The following is a 19,585-nucleotide window of genomic DNA, read 5'->3' on the forward strand; positions in this document are numbered from 1 at the left end:
GACTTAAGTCCCAGCGCCGGTCGAAATACTCGCCGATCAGCAGGCCCCCGACGACCGAAGCCGCCAGCTGGAAACCCACCCCGCCATAGATGCCAAAGGCGATCAAAAAAGGATCGCCGGACTTGGGACGCGGCCGTTTCAACGCCGCGCGTTGCTAGCATAGGCTGAAGAGGCCGGTCAAGCCGCCTGTAAAAAATGTTTAAGCCTTTGAAATATAAAGGTATTCTTATGGTTATCCCCACCAAAAAAATTTCCTTGGCGATCCCCCGATCCTAAGCTATACACGCCCGAATTTTTCCCCCGGCAAAAGCGTTTGCCGCTTCCTTCATCATTGAGGAGTTCAAGAATGAAAAGGCGTCTTTTAACTATGAATTTCCGGCCCTTCCTTGCGATTTTGGGGCTTTTTTCGGTGCTGCTCAGCAGCTCATCCCTCTGGGCCAGCGAAGCCGAGTTGGTCCTGCCGGATTTGAGCTCGATCTCCTTCCTGGGCGTCACCGGCCATGACCTCTTGCTCTACGGTCTCGCCATCTGCGCCTTGGGCGCCATCTTCGGCTTGGTCATCTACTCCCAGGTCAAGAGCATGCCGGTCCACAAATCGATGAAGGAGATCTCGGAGCTCATCTACGAGACCTGCAAGACCTATCTCCTCACCCAGGGCAAGTTCATCCTGATCCTGGAAGTCTTTATCGGCATCATCATCTGGATTTACTTCTATAACCTCCGCCACTTCGCGATCGACAAGGTCGCGATGATCCTGGTCTTCAGCTTGATCGGCATCGCCGGCAGCTACGGCGTGGCCTGGTTCGGCATCCGGATCAACACCCTGGCCAACTCCCGGGCGGCCTTCGCCAGCTTGCGAGGCAAGCCCTTCCCGGTCTACGCGATCCCGCTCAAGGCCGGCATGAGCATCGGCATGCTGCTGATCGCCACCGAATTGGTCATGATGCTCTGCATCCTGCTCTTCATCCCCTCGGACTATGCCGGCCCCTGCTTCATCGGCTTCGCCATCGGCGAATCGTTGGCCGCCTCGGTCCTCCGCATCGCCGGCGGTATCTTCACCAAGATCGCCGACATCGGCTCCGACCTGATGAAGATCGTCTTCAACATCAAGGAAGACGACGCCCGCAACCCCGGCGTCATCGCCGACTGCACCGGCGACAATGCCGGCGACTCGGTCGGCCCGACCGCCGACGGCTTCGAGACCTACGGCGTCACCGGCGTCGCCCTGATCACCTTCATCCTGCTCGCGGTCCCCGAGGCCGTGACCCAGGTCCAGCTCCTGGTTTGGATCTTCGTCATGCGCATCGTCATGATCCTGGCCAGCGGCCTCTCCTACATCATCAACGAAGCCTGGGCCAAGGCCCGCTACGGCAACGCCGACAAGATGAACTTCGAGCACCCCCTCACCTCGCTGGTGTGGGTCACCTCGATCGTCTCGCTCATCCTGACCTTCGTCGTCTCCTACCTGCTCATCCCGACCTTGGGCGACGGCACCCTGTGGTGGAAGCTCTCGCTGATCATCACCTGCGGAACCATCGCCGGCGCGCTGATTCCGGAGATGATCAAGATCTTCACCTCGACCGAGTCGGGCCACGTCCGCGAAGTCGTCACCGCGTCGCGCGAAGGCGGCGCCTCGCTGAACGTCCTCTCCGGTCTCATCGCCGGTAACTTCAGCGCCTATTGGATGGGCATCGTCATCGTCGTCCTGATGGCCATCGCCTACTTCGTCAGCCTTCAGGGCCTGGGCAGCCTCATGATGGCGCCGGCGGTCTTCGCCTTCGGCTTGGTGGCCTTCGGCTTCCTCGGCATGGGCCCGGTCACCATCGCGGTCGACTCCTACGGCCCGGTCACCGACAACGCCCAGTCGGTCTACGAGCTCTCGACCATCGAGACGCTGCCCAACATCCAGGGCGAGATCAAGAAGGACTTCGGCTTCGACGCCAAATTCGACAAGGCCAAGGACCTGCTTGAAGAGAACGACGGCGCCGGCAACACCTTCAAGGCCACCGCCAAGCCGGTTCTCATCGGCACCGCGGTCGTCGGCGCGGCCACCATGATCTTCTCGATCATCGTGCTGCTCACCGGCGGGCTCAAGACCGGCATCGAGAACCTCTCGCTGCTCCACCCGCCCTTCCTGCTGGGCCTGATCACCGGCGGCGCCATCATCTACTGGTTCACCGGCGCTTCCTGCCAAGCGGTCTCGACCGGCGCCTACCGGGCGGTCGAGTTCATCAAGGCCAACATCAAGCTCGACGGCACCGAAAAGGCCTCGATCGCCGACAGCAAGAAGGTCGTCGCCATCTGCACCCAGTATGCCCAGAAGGGCATGTTCAACATCTTCCTGACCGTCTTCTTCAGCACCCTGGCCTTCGCCTGCTTGGAGCCCTTCTTCTTCGTCGGCTACCTCATCTCGATCGCGCTCTTCGGTCTCTACCAGGCGATCTTCATGGCCAATGCCGGCGGCGCCTGGGACAACGCCAAGAAGGTCGTCGAGGTCGAGCTGAAGGAAAAGGGCAGCGCCCTTCACGCCGCGACCGTCGTCGGCGACACCGTCGGCGATCCCTTCAAGGACACCTCCTCGGTGGCGCTGAACCCGATCATCAAATTCACCACCCTCTTCGGCCTCCTGGCCGTCGAGCTGGCGATCGAGCTGCCGCGGAACACCAGCATGATCCTGGCCGCGGTCTTCTTCGTGATCTCGGCGATTTTCGTCGTCCGCTCCTTCTACGGAATGCGGATCAAGTCGGGCGGCGAGGCTAGGGCCTAGCTTGTCATCCTGAGCGAAGCGAAGGATCTGCGACCTGCCAATAAACGAAGGGGCATTAAAGTCCCTTCGTCTCTTCGGAATCCCATTAGGATGACACGAAGGGAATTGGGCCTTTCAAAGAACCTTGGCAAGTCGCAGATCCTTCGCTTCGCTCAGGATGACTCCCTATTGACAGGACCGGCCAGCCTCCCGATAATTCGTCCCCTAGGGGTTCCTATCTTCAAATCTTAATCGATTGATTTGGGTCGATGCCGCGGAGGGGTTCGCGGCCCGCGCCAATCGGAGGAGGCACTATGCGCGGCTCATTCTCCCGAATGACGCTTACCTTCCTATTCGCCCTACTCACGATTCTGCTGGGGGCCGCCACGGCCATGGCCCACCTCTTGGTCGTCGACATCCGCACCAATTGGCTGCCGGGCCAGGAGTTCATCGCCACCCGGGCCCGAATCGACAGCCACGGCCTCACTGAAACCAAGGCGGTTTTCACGACGACGCCGGCCGAGGCCGGCTTCCGAATCGCCGAATTCCGCGACTTGGCCACCGGAACTTACCGGGTCGACATCGACCTGCTGCGCTCCGATGAAACGGTCCTCGACACCTCGGCTTTCATCGTCGACGTCGATGGCACGACCGCCGCCCTCCAGCCGATCAGCCGGGAGGGCGATCCTCAGCCGGCCTGCGAGGAGGAGCTGCCCAAGCTCCAGATCGAGCTCGGCGACGTGAAGGCCTCGCTGCTCAGCACTCAGACCGAGCTGACCGAAACCCATCATTTGCTCGACATCGCCAACCTGGAGCTGGCCTTCTTCCAGGACGACGCCGACTCCGACGGCATCCTGACGGTCTTGGACCAATGCCCCGGCACTCCGGCCGGGCTCGCGGTCGATGCGGTGGGCTGCTCGGTCGATCAATTCTGCCATAACATCGGGGTCTCCCACCCCTCGGAAAATCGGGTCTGCCGGATGGCCGATTGGGGGGCCGATGAGGCCGAATCGCCCGATCCCGGCGACTGCACCTATAGCGCCGGCGTTTGTTCCGCCGCATTTTAAGTAAGCCAAAATGTCATCCTGAGCGAAGCGAAGGATCTACGACTGCCCATGGTTGACCATCAGCCTTGGGTGGTCGCAGATCCTTCGTCGCTTCGCTCCTCAGGATGACAGCATTTGGCGGGGGCGTTTTCTTTTGCGGCTTGGAGAGAGCGGGGTTAATATGCCGCCCGAAACGGAGGCCCCTATGAAGCGAATGACGATTCTCCTGACCCTGCTTGGTTTTCTCGCCGCCGCGCCGCTCCAGGCCGGCATCTACCCCGAGGGGGCCGGGATCGTTTACGGCCAGAACTTCGCCTTCAACATCAAGGCGCCGAAGGGTTGGGTCCTCGACACCGAGAGCGGGGTCGAGCAAGGCGCCCACGCGGTCTTTTACCCGGTCGGCCAAACCTGGAGCGACAGCGTCATCGTGGCTTATGCCCGGTCGCGGCCGATCACCGAAAAGATCAAGACTCCGAATGACGCGGCCCAAGACACCGTCGCCCAGTTCAAGAAGAACGGCAGCCCCAACCACCAAGCCAAGCTCTACAAGACCCTTAAGACCGAAAGCGGCCAAGAAGTTCAAATCTTCCAGTTCACCGGCGACCAATACGGCAACAGCGAGGCCGCCGCCTATTACATGCAGCCCGACAAGGGCCGCATCAATTTCATCGTCCTGTCCTCGCGCGATGCCAAGGCCTATCAGGCCTCGCTGCCGGCTTTCGAAGAGCTGGCCAAGTCCTACAAGCCGATGGACGCCTCGATTAAGGACAAGCGGTGAGAAAAATCCCGGCTCTATTGCTTCCGCTGCTCTTGCTGGCGACGGCTTGCCAAAGGGAGGAGAGCGGAACGGTCAAGGCCGCCGACGGCACCGCGATCCGCTACCAGTCGCGGGGCCAGGGCGATCCGGCCTTGGTCTTCATCCATTGCTGGTCTTGCAATCGTCATTATTGGGATGGCCAGGTGAAGGAGTTCGAAAAAGAGCGCCGGGTCGTGACTCTCGACCTCGGCGGCCACGGCGACTCGGGCAAGGAGCGGCAGGAATGGACGGTGCAGTCCTTCGTCCAAGACGTCCAAGCGGTGCTGAATCACCTCAAGATCAAGCAGGCGATCCTGGTCGGCCATTCGATGGGCGGGCCGATCGCCTTGCTGGTCGCCGCCGCTCAGCCCGAAACGGTGAAGGCGGTGATTTGCGTCGACACCCTGCAAAACGCCGAGGCCGATCCGCCACGCGCCCAGATGAAGATGGCCGCCGACCAAATGGAAGTCGATCTTCGCAAAGTCAATCAAGCCTTTCTGCCGACCTTCTTCTACAAGGACAGCGATCCCAAGCTCGTCGCCTGGGTGGTCGACCAAGCTTCGCGGGCCGACCCCAAGATCGCGGCGGCCTTGATGCGGGACCTCGCCGATTTCGACCTCAAGTCGGCGCTGAGCGCCGCCAAGGTGCCGATCCGCTGCATCAACTCGGCCGAAAGAATCGGCCCGGTTTTCACCGACCAAGCGGTGAACAAGAAATACGCCGATTTCGAGGCCATCCTGATGTCGGCGGTCGGCCATTTCCCGCAGTTGGAACAACCGGCTCGATTCAACGGATTTTTCCGCCAAATTTTGGAACAGCTCGACTAAAGGGGTCTCCATGTCGCTGACTCGTCGCGTTTCACTTATCGTCCTGCTTCTCCTCCTGGCCTCCCCGGCCCTGGCCAAGGACAAGGCTCCGAAGGAGTATCAACAAGGCAAGCTCCTCAACATCGAGGAAAAGGACACGGTGCAGACGACCTATGTCAGCCAGAAGCAAAGCGACGGCCGCACCGTCACGACGCCGGTCGAGGACAAGCAAAAGCATTACTTCATCACCGTCCAGTTGGCCGACATGGTCTACGTCGGGGAATACACGCCGGCCTTCTTCGGCAAGCCCGGCGACTGGGTGATCGGCGATCCGATTTCGGTTCGGTTGGATGGCAACAACATGTACCTGCAAAAACCCAACGGCAAGGAGCTCAAGTCCAAGATCCGGAAACGAATTCGGGCCGCCGAAGCGCCGGCCGCCGCCGCCAATCCTTGAACCGTTCGCAGCCTTTTCAATCTTCGGAATCTTAGAACAAGAAAAATCTTTAGAATTTTTGACAGTTTGTAGCGACGCCCCCCATGATCGGAAAATTTTTCCTCATGAGGAGCTCGCCATGAAAATTCGTCTCATCAATCCGGCTTTCCCCGACACTTTTTGGGGTTTTCGTCACGTCCGAGAGTACGGCTACCGCTACGCGATGGCCAACCTGGCCCTGCCGACCGTCGCCGGGATGACCCCGCCGGAGCATGAAGTTTCGATTCAGGACGAGAACGTCGAGGCGATCGACTACTCGGCCCCCGCCGACTTGATCGGCATCACCGGCTTCAACATTCAGTCGCAGCGGATGTTCGAGATCGCCGCCGAATTTCGCCGCCGGGGCAAGACCGTGGTGTTGGGCGGACCCTACGCCTCGCTCTGCCCCGAGGAGTGCGCGGACCACGCCGATTACCTGATCGTCGGCGAGGCCGAGCGGATCTGGCCCCAGTTCCTCCGCGACTTCGCGGCCGGCGTTGCTCAGCCCCGCTATGTCGAAGCCGAGAAGATCGACCTCCGAACCACTCCGGCGCCGCGCTGGGACCTGATCGACTTCAAGCAATTCGGCCGAATCCCGATTCAGACCACCCGGGGCTGCCCCTTCGACTGCGAATTTTGCGACGTCATCGTCTACCTCGGGCGGAAAGTCCGGCAGAAAACGCCGGCGCAGATCGCGGCCGAGATCGAGGCGGTCTATCCCCATATCTATCGGGCCGGCCGCGATTCGGTCTTTTTCGCCGACGACAACTTCATCGGCAACAAGGCCCATGCCCGGGCGGTCTGCCGGATGCTGATCGAGCTCAACGCCAAATTCAAAAGGCCGCTGCGCTACTCGACTCAGGTGACGATCAACTTGGCCCAGGATAAGGAATTGTTGGAGCTGATGGCCGAGGCCGGCTTCCACAGCGTCTTCATCGGCATCGAGACGCCCAAGGCCGAGAACCTGCTCGAAGTTCACAAGGTCCAGAACACCCGCCGCGACCTCTTGGCCGACATTCGAACGATCCAGTCCTTCGGCATCTTCGTCTGGGCCGGGATGATCGTCGGATTCGACCACGACGACGAAGGGGTCTTCGCCGAGCAGCTCCAATTCATGCAGGAGAGCCGTATCCCGATTTCGATGACCGGAATGCTCAACGCCCCGGCCAACACCCCGCTTTGGCACCGCTTGAAGAAGGAAGGCCGGCTGCTCGAGGGCTACCAGTACCGCGACCAGGCCGACACCAATATCATCCCCAAGAACATGGACAAGGAAGAGCTGCGCGCCGGTTACGTCCGCCTGATGAACGAGCTCTACTCTTACGAGAATTACGGCGAACGACTCTGCGGAACCCTGGCCCAGATCCAACGCCAGCCTCGGCGCCGAAAGAAGGCTTTTTCGGTGGTGCACAGCGCCTACAACCTCAAGCGCCTTTCCCGGCTCCTCGGCTATTACCTCTTCAGCTCGCATCCCGAGCGGCGGCGTTATTTTTTCAAGATCCTGCGCCAAATCTTGAAAAGCAATCCGGCTTACCTCAAGGAAGCTCTCTGGCACCTGGCGCTGCACAAGCATTTTTACGAATACAGCCGGATCCTTGCCGAGCAATTGGAAGCGAAGCCGGTCGAGCAACGGCTTTCCAAGGCGGGATGAGCGCATCCTAGGCAAAGCGAAGGATGACAATTGCCAACGGCGGCGTTCATGCTATTAAGCCAGGATGCAAATATCGCGGGGCCTTCTGGTCCTATCTTACTTTTTCCTCGCTTTGACCCTTACCAATTGCGGCTCCGGTGGAACCAACTCGCCCAGCCCTTCGCCTAGCCCTTCGGCCACTCCGACCCCGACGGCTTCGCCCGACTTCGATCTCGACGGAGTGGCCGATGAGGCCGACAACTGCCTCGAAGTCGTCAATCCGAGCCAAGGTGACGGCGACGGCAACGGGACCGGCGATGCCTGCGACCTGCCTTTGGCCGAATTCTACGAGCCGGCGGTTCCCGGCTTGAAGATCCTCCAGCTCGATCAAGTGGATGTCCCGACCCGACTCAAGATCAGCCCCGACGGCTCGCTGATGCTCGTCGCCGAGCTGGGCGGCAAGGTCCACGCCTTCAACCGGATCAACGACACTTGGGTCCGCCAATCGGCTCCTTTCATCGAGGTGAGCTTGGGCGGCCTCAGCATCGAGGAGGAGCGCGGCATGACCGGCCTCTTCTTCGGCCTCGACTTCGACCCCAACAGCCCTGATGCCCTGCGCCGCGACCTCTTCCTCACCTACCAATTCTTCGACGGCGCCGATTTCGTCAACCGGGTTGCCCGGATGACGGTGAACCGTTCGGGCGGCGATTGGGTGGCCGGCGGCTTCACCGTGATCTACGAAGGACCCGACCCGATCAACAGCGCCTCCCCGATCGGCGCCCATCAGATCCAGGACGGCTTGAGCCTGAGCTATGAGGGTCTGCCCCATTTATTGGTGGCGATCGGCGACGGCTTCTTCCCGGCCAGCGCCACCGACGAGAGCAAGGAATCGCTGGGCAAGATCCTGCTGATGCAACGCGACGGCAGCCCGGCCCCCGGCGACCGGCCCTTCGCCAACGACTTTCTCCAGGCCAAGGGCATCCGCAACGTCTACAGCATGGCTCTCCTGCCGGAGGAGCTGGATCCGCGCCGCCGGGTCTTGGGAGTCGAGAACGGCGCCGGCTTTCAGGACCGAATTTGGCTTTTGGAGCTGATCGACTTCGGCCATGAGACCGATTTGGGAATCAACTTAGGCTGGAACGGGAACGACTCGGCGCCGAGTTGGGAGTCGATCTCCGATTTCAACACCCCCGGGCCTTTCGACACCGAGGGCGTGCTGCGCCTGCTCGAGCCGCCGGTTTCGCCGACCGGCTTGGCCTTGCATCCCGGCCGGGGCATCGTCTCGGCGCCGCCCAATCAAGCGGCCTTCGTTGCCGCTTATTTCGGCCCGACCTTTTGCACCGGCGAGAACTGCCCGGGCAAGGAGATCGTCGTGGGAAGCCTGGGCAATTTCGGCAATCAGCCGACCATCGACAACCTAAGCACCATCGTCCGGCGCAGCGCCGCCGGCCGGGAAGAGCTGGGCAACCCCACCGCCCTCGCCGTCGACCCCTTGAGCGGAGATATCCTCTTCGCCGATATCGTCACCGGCGAAATCGACCGGATCGTGGTTTTTCCTTAAGCTTAGCGCGGCTCGATCACCGCCAAGGTGCAGCGCGAGATGCAAATCATCCGCTCGGCCTCGTCGTAGACCTTGATCTCCCAGACCTGGGAGGTTTTGCCTTGATGGAGGACCTCGCCAACGGCCTTCACCTTGCCCGAGCGGACCGAGCGAAGATGGTTGGCATTGATCTCCTGGCCGACGACGACCTTGCCTTCCTTCATCACCAAAAACCAGCCGCCGATGCTGGCCGCGGTCTCGGCCAGGGCCACCGAGGCGCCGCCGTGCAAAAGGCCGTAGGGCTGGTGGGTTCGGGCGTCGACCGGCATCGTCAGCACCACCCTCCCTTGGCCCACTTCGAGCAATTCCATGCCCAGGGCCTCGGCCATGGTGTTTTTCATACCCTCGCGAAATCTGGCGTCGATCTCGGCCATTGTAACCTCTTCAAATATTAGGGAATCCCCTAAGCCAAAACCAGGTCAACTCCTATTTCATTGTATGCCGGCCGCCGTTAAGGTTGCATCACTCATTTTTGCTGGAGCGACCCCTCACCAGCCCGAAAGGAATTTTATGCCAAGCCTCGATCGCACATGGGTGATTCTGGAAGCCCGGGAGGCCGATTTGCCTTCGGAAATTCAAAAGAAAATCGCGGCCGCCGCCGAAATCCTGCCCTTGAGCCGCGTCCTGCTGCTGATCAGCGAATCGGCCCATGATTTTCTGGAGGAAGAATGCGCTCTCCTTCCGCCGGAGAACGTCTGGCTTCAGCCCGCCGACTGGGGCAACGCTCCGGCTCTCGCCTGGTGCTTCCGCCAGCTCGAGCGGATCGACCGCGGCGCCAAAGTGCTTTTCATCCCTTCGCGCGGCGATTTCCCCAGCCTCGGCGAGCTGGAGAGCTTAATGGATCGCATCGGTCGTTCCTCGACCCAAGTGCTCTTCCTCAATTTGCCGGGCAATCACATTCCGGACTCGGCCTTGCTGGGCTCGGTCTCGACTCTGCTTCTCCTTTTGATGATGTGTTGCCCTCAGCTGGTCCGGCCTTGGATGCCGACCGCAGCCCAGCCTTTCGAAATCGTCTCCCGGGACTTCGAAAGGGACCTCCATCGCGACGTTCTGCTCGGCAATCCCCTTTTCTTGGAAGAATGGAACATGCTGCCGGAAAACGACGCCGCTTTGGGCATCCTGTCCTTCCAATCGCCCCGGCTCGAAAGGCCGGTTTCTTATTTTACGATGGGATCGGTGAATTAATTTCGGGCCCGTGTTAGGCTTGACCGGAATGATCCCCGGCCTTTCCAAGCTGTCGCGCAAGTACCGCAAGCTGAGCAAGCAGGCGGCCGCCGGCCATCAAGTTTACGTCATTCGCTTCGCCAATCCCGAATACCGCCAGAAGAAGCGCAAGCGCTTCAGCGTCCAAGGCTGGGGCCTGCTCACCATCGGCGACCATGTTCTTCGGATCGAGGGCGAGACCCGTAACGGCAAACCCTTGCGCTGGGCGCCCGATTTGGCCTCCCTGGGGCTGGGTTGGACCCGCCGGGAATGGCGCCACGGCTATCTGCACTGGTTTTTCCTCGAGGATCGGAACCGCCGGGTTTACCTGACCACCGAAAGCCTGCGGCGGGAGCCGACCCGCCGGCTCTACGATTTCATCGTCCGGGAATGGCAGGCCCGGATGGAAAAAGCCGAGCAAAAGGCCAGGTCGATGAGCCCCCGGGAAGCCCAGGCAACTCTCGAAGCCCCCGGCCGATAATAGGCCTGGGGTTAATATGGGACGAATCTTTCTCTCCGGGCCGGACGGCCAAGAGCGCAGCAGCGCTTTTTTCGGAGTTAGCACCGCAAATCATGGACTTAGCCCGGAAATCGCCGATGACGGCACGATCACCGAGCTGGAGGTTTCCGACGCCCGGGAACGGCTGGAAGAAGAGATCAACCGGCACATCTGCGGCTATGGCGGCCCCCTAGGCCTCGGCGGCTGGGGCGGAATCAGCGAAGTCTGCGTCCAGCCCTGGAACATGGGCGGCCCGGCCCGGGAAAACACCCCCGACGGCTACTCGATGCCGATCACGGTCCGCCTGACCGAAGATTATCGGGTTCCCTTCGCCTACGTCCTCTCGGAATATCGCAGCGTCGAGCGCACGGTCACGATGACGGCCCGTTGGGAAGCCGGCCGAGTGCGGCTTTACCAATGCGAACCGCCGGCTTACTCGCCACCGCCGCCGCCGGAGCCCGCGCCCGATCCGAGTGAATGGATCGTGAAAACCGGCGAGAACCTCGCCGAGGGCGCCCGCTCCTTCTTCGGCGGCCTCCGCAGCGTCGCCAGCATGGCCGGCGATTCCTTGTCCCGCTTTTTCTCCTAAAAATACCGGGCCACCGGCTCATGGCCCCGCAAGATTTCGATCACTTCTTGGTCGGAAACCTGGGAAAAATCCTCGTAATGCTGGCCCACCGCATCGAAGGGCTCGGGACTGGCCAGACAGACGACTTGGTCCGAATACTCCCGGAGCTTTTGCAAAGTGTCGGCCGGCGCCACGCCGGTGGCGACCACCAGTTTGGCCGGCGATCTTTCGCGCAGAGCCTGCAAAGCCGCGATCATCGTCGATCCGGTGGCGATGCCGTCATCGACCACGAGGACGATGCGGCCCCGGGGATCGATCGGGGCGCGGTCCGGCGTGTACTCGGCCCGGCGGCGCCGCAAGGTCGCCATCTGGGAGCGGGCTTCCCGCTTCAGGTAGTCGGCCGAGATCCCCAGTGTTTGGGCGTAAGGATGCAAGTAGACCCGGCCGCTCTCATCGATGGCGCCGATCGCGAGCTCGGGTTGATCAGGGGCCGGGAGCTTGCGGACCAGCAGCACGTCGACTTGACCGCCGAGGCGGTCGGCGATGATCTTGGCCATCGGAACCGCGCCGCGGGGAATGGCGAGCACCAAAGGGTTTTGCCCGCGATATTCGGCCAAGGCTTGAGCCAGCCGCTCGGCCGCTTCTTGACGATCGCGCAACATCGGACATCCTCCGATTCGGATTTTAGCGCCGCAAGCTCCGCACTTTCCATAGGTAGTAAAGGGCCGGATAGACCAGGAGCTCCAATAGGAAGCTGGTGAACAGGCCGCCGACCATCGGGGCGGCGATCCGCTTCATCAGGTCGGCGCCGGTTCCGCTCGAATACATGATGGGGATGAGGCCCAGGAAGGCGGCCATCACCGTCATCATCTTGGGCCGGACCCGCTTGACCGCGCCGTCATGGATCGCCTCCTTGAGATCGGCTTCGGTCTTGAGCTCGCCCTTGGCCTTCTTGTCGCGGTAAGCCAGATCGAGGAACAGCAGCATGAAAACGCCGGTCTCGGCGTCGAGGCCCATCAAGGCGATGAGCCCCACCCAAACCGCGATCGACAGATGGTAGTCCAAAAAGTAGAGCAGCCAGATCGCGCCGATCGCCGAGAAAGGCACGGCCAAGAGGACGATGCCGGCCTCCACCGCCGTTTTGGTATTGAGGTAGAGCAGGAGGAAGATCACGAAGAGGGTCAGGGGCAGGACCAATTTCAGCCTTTCTTTCACCCGCAGCATGTTCTCGTATTGGCCGCTCCACTGCAGGCTGTAGCCCGGAGTCGAGGGCAGCCGCTCGGCCACCCGGCGCTTGGCCTCCTGGACGTAACCGCCGACGTCGCGGCCGGCCAAGTCGACGAAGACGTAAGCCGCCTTCATGCCGTTCTCGTTGCGGATCATCGCCGGACCGCTGCGCACTTGGATGTCGGCCAGCAGCCCCAGCGGAACCTGGGCTCCGGCGGGCGTCGCCACCAAGACCCGCTCCAGCTCCGGGATGGCGCTGCGGAAAGCTCGCTGATAGCGGACGTTGATCGAATAGCGCTCCGGCCCCTCGATCGCGGTCCCGACCGTCTCGCCGCCGATGGCCTGGGCCACGGCCCGATTGACGTCCTCGACCTTGAGGCCGTAGCGGGCCAAGGCTTCGCGCTTAAAATCGAAGTCGAGGAAATAGCCGCCGGCGGCCCGCTCGGCGAAAACGCTGCGGGTTCCCGGCACCTCCTTCAAGATGTTTTCGAGCTCGATGCCGAGGCGCTCGATCTCGGACAGGTCCTTGCCCAAAATCTTCACGCCGACCGGGGTGCGGATCCCGGTCGAAAGCATGTCGATGCGGTTGCGGATCGGCATGGTCCAAGCATTGGTCCAGCCCGGGACCTGGAGCTTGAGATCCATCTCGGCGACCAGCTCCTCGTGCGAGATATGATCGGGCCAGAGATGCCGGAGCGGCGCTTGGAGGATCTGGGGCAGGCCCGAGTACCAGCGTTCCCTTTTCCGCCACTCGCTCTCGGGCTTGAGGATCACCGTGGTCTCGACCATCGAAAGCGGCGCCGGATCGGTCGAGCTGTCGGCCCGGCCGGCCTTGCCGAAAACCCTTTCGACCTCGGGGAAGCTCTTCAGGACCTCGTCCTGCTTTTGCAATTGGCGAAAGGCTTCGGTCACCGAGAGGCCCGGCATGGTGGTCGGCATGTAGAGGATCGATCCCTCGTGAAGCGGCGGCATGAACTCGGAGCCCAGCTTCATGAAGGGATAAACCGTCGTGAGCATAAGCAGGCCGGCGGCCAAGATCGTCGCCTTGGGATGCCTCAGCACCAGCCGGCAAACCGGATCGTAGACCCGGAAAAGCAGGCGGCTCACCGGATGCTTTTCCTCGGGATAGTATTTCCCGACGGTCAGGCCGTTCCACAGCTTGGAAAGCCAGACCGGCTTGAAGCGCAAGGGATCCATCCGGGTGAACAGCATCCGCAGCGCCGGATCGAGGGTGATGGCGAGGACGGCGGCGATCGCCATCGCGAAGGTCTTGGAGTAGGCCAGCGGCTTGAAGAGCCGGCCTTCTTGGTCGATCAGGGTGAAGATCGGCAGGAAGGAAACCGCGATGACCAGGAGCGAGAAGAAGACCGAAGGCCCGACCTCCTTCAAGGCCTTGAGCCGCACTTCATGATAATCTCCGACCCGGCCGCCGGCCTCCCAGAGCTGGAGCTTCTTGTAGGCGTTCTCGACTTCGATGATCGCCCCGTCGACCAGGACGCCGATCGAGATCGCGATGCCGGCCAAGGAGAGCAAGTTGGCGCTGAGCCCCATCAGCTTCATCGGGATGAAAGCCAGGATCACCGAGATCGGAATGGTCAAAATCGGGATGATCGAGGAGGGAATGTGCCAGAGGAAAATCAAGATGACGATGCTGACGATGATCAGCTCCTCGAGCAGGGTCGACTTGAGGGTGTCGATGGAACGGAGAATGAGATCGGAGCGGTCGTAAGTCGTCACTAGCTCGACGCCCGGCGGCAGGGCCGGCTTGATTTCCTCGAGCTTGGCCTTGACCCGGTCGATGACTTCGAGGGCATTCTCGCCATAGCGCATCACCACGATGCCGCCGACCACATCGCCCTCCCCGTCCAAGTCGGCGACGCCTCGGCGCAGCTCCGGGCCGAGCTCGACCTTGGCGACTTGGGCCACCGTGACCGGGGCCCCGGTCTTGGCATCGGCCTTGAGGACCAGCTTTTCCAGGTCGGCGGTCGCTTTGGCATAGCCGCGGCCCCGGATCATGTACTCGGCGCCGCCCATCTCGAGCAAGCGGCCGCCGACGTCGTCGTTGCCGCCGCGGACCGCGTCGACGACCTCTTCCAAGGTCACGCCGTAAGCCAGCAGAGCTTGGGGATCGACGTTGACCTGGTATTGGCGGGCGAAGCCGCCGACCGTCGCCACCTCGGCCACTCCCGGAACCGACTGGAGATAGTACTTGAGGTACCAATCCTGATAGGCCTTGAGCTCGGCCAAGTCGCTGCGGCCGCTGCGGTCGACCAAGGCGTATTGGAAAACCCAACCCACCGAGGTGGCGTCGGGCCCCAGCTCGGTCCTGACCCCTTCCGGAAGCCGGGGCAGGATCTTGCTCAAATATTCGAGCACCCGGCTTCGCGCCCAATAAAGATCGGTCCCGTCCTCGAAGATGACGTAGACGTAGGAATAGCCGAAATCGGAAAAACCCCGCACCGCCTTCACCTTCGGCGCGCCGAGCAAGGCGGTGACGATCGGGTAAGTGACCTGGTCCTCGACGATGTCGGGCGAGCGGTCCCACTGGCTGTAGACGATCACCTGGGTGTCGGAAAGATCGGGCAAGGCGTCGAGCGGGATGTGCCGCATCGACCAGAGGCCGATCAAGACCGCCACCAGGGTGAGGATCAAGGTCAGAGCCCGGTTGCGGGCGCAGGCTTCCAGAATCCGATCGATCATCGAGCCACTCCCCGGAGCCGCGACTCCGAATCGATCAGGAAGTTTCCGCTGGTCACGATCCGCTCGCCTTCCTTCAAACCCTCGAGGATCTCGACCTCGCCGCTGCCCCGCCGCCCGACCCGGACCGGACGCGGCGCATAGCTGCCGGGCTCGACTTCGACGAAGACCAAAGTCGCCTCGCCGGTCTCGATCAAGGCCTCGTCGGGGACGATCAAGCCGCTTTCGCTTTCGGCGCTCAGGCGCAGCGGCAGGAACATGCCGGGACGAAGCGAGGCCGGCGCCTGGTCCAGCCGCAGCCTCAAGTTGGCGGTCCGAGTCGCCGGATCGACCAGCGGCGAGATCGAGTCGACCCGGAGGCTCCGCTGCTCGCCGCCGGGCAATTCGAGCTCCGCTCCCATCCCGGCTTGGATCCAAGGCAGGTCGGTCTCGAAGACCGAAGCGTAGATCCAGAGCGGCTGGCCGGCCGTCGGCAGCAACAGGCCCATATCGGGCCGGCCGCGCCGGCTCAACTCGGCGATCTCGGCTTCGTCCATGCCCAGGAGCCGAAGCCGGTTCTTCGCCGCCAACACCAAGCTCGATTGAAGTCCGCCCAGCTCGCCGCCGCCGGTTCGCCGGGCCGCCAGGTAGTCGGTTTGAGCGACCAGCAAGTCGGGGTCGCTGGCGATCCGAGCCGAAGCCGCGATCTCGCGTTTCAGCTTGCGCTTGGCCACCGGCTCGACCTTGAGGCCGATCCATTGGCGCCGAGCCTCGTCCAGCCGGACCTCGCCGCGCTGCCCGGCCGGGCCGCTCGCGGCTCCGTGATCATGGGCGGACTCGCCCGGCGAGGCGTAGACCGGCACCAGCTTCATCCCGCAGATCGGGCAATAACCCGGCTCGTCGCGGCGGATCTGGGGATGCATCGAGCAGGTGTAATAGTCGATGGTGGCCTTTTCCTTGACCTCGGATTCGCCCGAAGCCGGCGGCTTCGCGGCCTCCCGGCGCTCGCAGCCGCCGAGCAAGGCCAAAGAAATACCGCTCAAGATCCAAATTTTTTTCATGGCTGGCTCCTTCCTTGGCTCTGCCATTCTTCATAGGTCATCCCGACCGCCTCCTCGAGCTCGGCCCCGGCCTCGGCCAGATCGGCGTAGGCCCGCCAGTAATCGTTCTGGGCTTGAAGGAGGCCGCGGGCGGCGTTGAGGGCGTCGAGGAAATAGCTCTTGCCGGCCAGATAGGCGTTTTGGGTCATCTCCAAGGATTGCCGAACTTGGGGCAAAAGCGTTCCGCCGGTGACCTGCAAGACCCGCTCGCTGGATTGCATCTTCTGATAAATTTCACGGACTCGAAAAGTGACGTCATTGCGGGTCGCCTGCTCGGTGTAACGGGCCCCGGCCAGCTCGGCCTCGGCCTGTTTCACCGCGGCCTTCTTTTTCCCGACAATCAAGGGGACGTTCATCATCAGCTCGCCGGTCCAGGCGTCCTCGGTCTGGCCGGGACGTTGGACGTACTCCAGCTGGGCGCCGAAGTCGGGGTACCAGTCGCGCTTGGCCGCCTTGACCCCCCAGCCCTTTTCCTCGACCCGATGGCGGGCGCCTTTCAGCTTGGGATGGCGGGCCTCGGCGATCTTCTCGAGCTCGGCCAGCGGAAGATCCCAGCGCGGCGGCGGAAGCTTGGCCGGCAGCTGGATCGGGCTCTCCAAGGGCTGGTACATGAGCTGGTTGAGCTTGACCTGCCAAACTTGGCGCCGTTGCTTGAGGGCTTCGCGCTCAGCCAGGAGGCGGGCCAGCTCGGCCTGACCTTGGGCGGCGTCAGCCGTCGCCGGCTCGCCCGCCGCCAGCTTGGCTTGGGCGTTCTGCACCAGGCCCCGGAGCTTGGCTTCGAGCGAGCGGCTGACCTCGAGCTGCCGCTCGGTGGCGAAGAGCTGGTAGTAAGCGGTCTTCAACTCGCGGAGCAGCTCGCGGCCCCGGCCATCGAGGTCCTCGAGGTGATGGAGGTAATTGTGATGGGCAATTTCGGAAGCCGCCTTCACCTTTCCGGGAAAGGGAAACTTCTGGGCGACGATATAGTCGATGTCCACCGCCTGATCGAGATTCCCGCCGATCGGCACCTGATAGAAACGCACCCCGACCATTGGGTCGTCCCAATAGCGCGACTTCTTGGTCGCCGATTTGGCGGCCTCGGCGTCCTGTTGCATCGATTTCAATTCGGGATTCTGGGCCAGCGTCGCTTGCACGGCTTGATCCAAGCTCAAAGCCTCGCTCCGGGAGGTCCCGGGCGCCAGCAAGAGCCCAGCCAGCAAGAGCGCGGCAAGGTCCATCGCTCGCATAAAATATTCCTTCTATGGCGTTGGTTTATTCAGCGGACAGAGAGGTGCCCGGGCTCAACAAAGGAAGGAGTGTTTGAGGAGAAAAATGCCGCTGCGGGGCGGCCGAAGCTCGGCCGAGGACCAAGCCGGTGCGAGAGAAAGCGCGAAATCCTGAGCGAGGGCCGAAAGCGAGAAGGGCGTGGCGGGAGCCCAAGAAAGCCAGGGCGAAGCCGCCGGCGGCGCCGAACCTTGGGTCTCGCAGCAAGGTTGGGCTTGGAGTTGCTGATGGCAGGCAACCTTGGCCCCGCAACAATCGTGGCCTGACATGGCCTTAGCCTCGGCGCGGCAAAAGCCGATCAGGGCCGGCAACGCGAAAAAGAAAAGCGCCCAGCTCGACAGCAGGATCGAGGCGAGCTTGTTTCGGCGGAGCAAAGCCATCGAGCCATCGTAATCGAGGGGCCTCGATTCAGGCAATATAATTTTGAAAAAACTCAAGCAATTCAAGGTCATCCTGAGCGAAGCGAAGGATGACCCCTTAAAAATCGCTGGGTACGGGTCGAGCCCTACGATATATAGCCCTCGAGCTATAGCCTGCGGGCCGCCCTTCTATGCCGAACCATGCTTCCCACGAAATTTCTCCCTGGTACCTGAGCCTTGCCTTGCTTCTGGTCCTGCTCAACGCCTTCTTCGTGGCCGCCGAGTTCGCCATGGTCAAGGTCCGAAGCACCCGGCTCGAAACCTTGCAAGAGAAGGGCGGCTCGCTCGCCCGCTGGGCCTATGCCATCGTCCTCGATCTCAATGCCTATCTCTCGGCCTGCCAGCTCGGCATCACCCTGGCCAGCCTCGGCTTGGGTTGGGTCGGCGAGCCGGCCTTCGCCGCCGCGATCCGGCCGCTGCTCGAGGAATTTCACCTCACGCCGCGCGCGATCTCGGGCATCGCCTTTACCGCCGCCTTCACCGCGATCACCGTCCTTCACTTGGTCTTAGGCGAGCTGGTGCCCAAGCAGCTGGCCATCCAAACCGCCGAGCGCATCCTGCTGGCGGTCGCGGTGCCGATGCGGCTCTTTTACTGGACCTTCTTCCCTTTCATGTGGACGCTCAACGCCATGACCAATGCCTTGGTCAAGCTTTTGGGCTTCAAGACGACCCACGAGGAAAGCCACACCGAGGAAGAGATCCGGCTGATCGTCGAGGACTCCTACGAGGTCGGCTCGCTCTCGCCGCGCAAAGCTTCGCTGCTGGAGAACATCTTCGAATTCACTCACCGCACCGCCCGCCAGGTCATGGTGCCGCGCCAAGACATCGTTTACCTCGAGCTCTCCAAATCCGCCGCCGAGAACCTGGCCATCGCCAAGGAATCGGGCCACACCCGTTTCCCGCTCTGCAAGGGCGACCTCGACCACATTCTGGGCCTGATCAACATCAAGGACATCATCTGGGAGCTGGAAGACGCCGACAACCTGATCAACCTTTACGATTTGAAGCGGCCGGTGCTCTTCGTCCCCGAGACCGTGACCAGCGACCAGCTGCTCCGCGAGTTCCAAACCAAGAAAATCCACATGGCCGTCGTGGTCAACGAGTTCGGCTCGACCTCGGGGCTGGTTTCGCTCGAGGACGTGATCGAGGAATTGGTCGGCGAGATCCAGGACGAGTTCGACCAGGAGCTGCCCAAGATCAGCAAACGGTCGGAATCGAGCTACGTCGTCGACGGCACCGCCAGCCTGCGCGACGTCGAGCAGGTTTTGGATATCGCTCTGCCCGACGAGAACTCGGTCTCGATCGCCGGATTCTTCGTCAACAAGCTGGGCCGGCTGGCCAAGGAAGGCGACTCGATCAAGGTTCCGCCTTATCGAGTCGTGGCCTTGGAAGTGAAAAACCGCCGTGTTTTGAAGCTTCTTTTCGAGAAAATCGAGGCCCAAGCCGAAGGGGCCTGACCGATTTTAGAATTGCCTTCCCTACCCCAACCTTTACAATTTCGACCGGATCCAATGCCCGGAAAAGGAGCTAC

General features: G+C 62.0%; 17 protein-coding genes. 11 read left to right on the forward strand and 6 right to left on the reverse strand.

Features of this window, described 5'->3' with window-relative positions; translation table 11 throughout:
• The first annotated feature begins 346 nt into the window (after positions 1-346).
• The 7 genes from VJR29_05120 (at position 347) to VJR29_05150 (ending at position 9,060) form a co-directional block, all read left to right on the forward strand.
• Positions 347-2,767, forward strand: a complete 2,421-nt coding sequence (locus VJR29_05120) for a sodium-translocating pyrophosphatase (protein HKY62783.1) — start codon at positions 347-349, stop codon at positions 2,765-2,767.
• Positions 2,768-3,060: 293 nt separating this feature from the next.
• Entirely contained in the window at positions 3,061-3,813 is a 753-nt protein-coding gene (locus VJR29_05125; GenBank protein HKY62784.1) for a hypothetical protein, read from the forward strand.
• A gap of 184 nt (positions 3,814-3,997) precedes the next feature.
• On the forward strand, positions 3,998-4,570 hold the full coding sequence (locus tag VJR29_05130; GenBank protein ID HKY62785.1) for a hypothetical protein: 573 nt from the start codon (positions 3,998-4,000) through the stop codon (positions 4,568-4,570).
• Positions 4,567-5,415, forward strand: a complete 849-nt coding sequence (locus VJR29_05135; GenBank protein HKY62786.1) for an alpha/beta hydrolase — start codon at positions 4,567-4,569, stop codon at positions 5,413-5,415. The genes VJR29_05130 and VJR29_05135 overlap by 4 nt, the downstream gene beginning before the upstream one ends.
• Before the next feature lie 10 nt (positions 5,416-5,425).
• A complete protein-coding gene (locus VJR29_05140) occupies positions 5,426-5,851 on the forward strand; it encodes a hypothetical protein (GenBank protein ID HKY62787.1) in 426 nt (141 codons plus the stop codon).
• 118 nt (positions 5,852-5,969) lie between these two features.
• On the forward strand, positions 5,970-7,520 hold the full coding sequence (locus VJR29_05145; protein HKY62788.1) for a B12-binding domain-containing radical SAM protein: 1,551 nt from the start codon (positions 5,970-5,972) through the stop codon (positions 7,518-7,520).
• A gap of 64 nt (positions 7,521-7,584) precedes the next feature.
• Positions 7,585-9,060, forward strand: coding sequence for a PQQ-dependent sugar dehydrogenase (locus tag VJR29_05150; GenBank protein HKY62789.1), 1,476 nt, complete (start codon positions 7,585-7,587; stop codon positions 9,058-9,060).
• Between the two features lie 2 nt (positions 9,061-9,062).
• Here the strand turns inward: VJR29_05150 and VJR29_05155 are convergent, their stop codons facing one another.
• On the reverse strand, positions 9,063-9,473 hold the full coding sequence (locus tag VJR29_05155) for a hotdog fold thioesterase (protein HKY62790.1): 411 nt from the start codon (positions 9,471-9,473) through the stop codon (positions 9,063-9,065).
• Positions 9,474-9,609: 136 nt separating this feature from the next.
• Between VJR29_05155 and VJR29_05160 the strand changes: the two genes are divergently transcribed.
• From VJR29_05160 to VJR29_05170, 3 genes are read left to right on the forward strand one after another with little or no spacing between them, the layout of a single operon-like run.
• On the forward strand, positions 9,610-10,284 hold the full coding sequence (locus VJR29_05160) for a hypothetical protein (GenBank protein ID HKY62791.1): 675 nt from the start codon (positions 9,610-9,612) through the stop codon (positions 10,282-10,284).
• 28 nt (positions 10,285-10,312) lie between these two features.
• The gene (locus VJR29_05165; protein HKY62792.1) at positions 10,313-10,783 is read left to right on the forward strand and encodes a hypothetical protein; all 471 of its coding nucleotides are present in this window, start codon (positions 10,313-10,315) and stop codon (positions 10,781-10,783) included.
• A 16-nt stretch (positions 10,784-10,799) separates the two neighbouring features.
• Positions 10,800-11,390 (forward strand): hypothetical protein, encoded by a 591-nt coding sequence (locus VJR29_05170; protein HKY62793.1) that lies wholly within the window; start codon positions 10,800-10,802, stop codon positions 11,388-11,390.
• Here the strand turns inward: VJR29_05170 and VJR29_05175 are convergent.
• The 5 genes from VJR29_05175 to VJR29_05195 are packed head-to-tail and all read right to left on the reverse strand — an operon-like array spanning position 11,387 to position 18,015.
• Complete coding sequence (locus VJR29_05175; GenBank protein HKY62794.1) at positions 11,387-12,031, reverse strand: phosphoribosyltransferase; 645 nt, start codon at positions 12,029-12,031, stop codon at positions 11,387-11,389. The genes VJR29_05170 and VJR29_05175 overlap by 4 nt on opposite strands.
• Positions 12,032-12,053: 22 nt before the next feature.
• On the reverse strand, positions 12,054-15,296 hold the full coding sequence (locus VJR29_05180) for a CusA/CzcA family heavy metal efflux RND transporter (GenBank protein HKY62795.1): 3,243 nt from the start codon (positions 15,294-15,296) through the stop codon (positions 12,054-12,056).
• Positions 15,293-16,333 carry an efflux RND transporter periplasmic adaptor subunit gene (locus tag VJR29_05185; GenBank protein ID HKY62796.1) on the reverse strand — a complete coding sequence of 347 codons (1,041 nt, stop codon included), beginning with the start codon at positions 16,331-16,333 and terminating at the stop codon, positions 15,293-15,295. The genes VJR29_05180 and VJR29_05185 overlap by 4 nt, the downstream gene beginning before the upstream one ends.
• Positions 16,330-17,598, reverse strand: a complete 1,269-nt coding sequence (locus tag VJR29_05190) for a TolC family protein (protein ID HKY62797.1) — start codon at positions 17,596-17,598, stop codon at positions 16,330-16,332. Before VJR29_05190 ends, VJR29_05185 begins: the two co-directional genes overlap by 4 nt.
• A 54-nt stretch (positions 17,599-17,652) precedes the next feature.
• On the reverse strand, positions 17,653-18,015 hold the full coding sequence (locus tag VJR29_05195) for a hypothetical protein (GenBank protein ID HKY62798.1): 363 nt from the start codon (positions 18,013-18,015) through the stop codon (positions 17,653-17,655).
• Positions 18,016-18,185: 170 nt separating this feature from the next.
• Here VJR29_05195 and VJR29_05200 point away from each other — a divergent pair, with 170 nt between their 5' ends.
• A complete protein-coding gene (locus VJR29_05200; protein HKY62799.1) occupies positions 18,186-19,511 on the forward strand; it encodes a hemolysin family protein in 1,326 nt (441 codons plus the stop codon).
• The last annotated feature ends 74 nt before the right edge of the window (positions 19,512-19,585 follow it).

Source organism: bacterium (assembly GCA_035281585.1).
GTDB lineage: Bacteria > UBA10199 > UBA10199 > DSSB01 > DSSB01 > DATEDP01.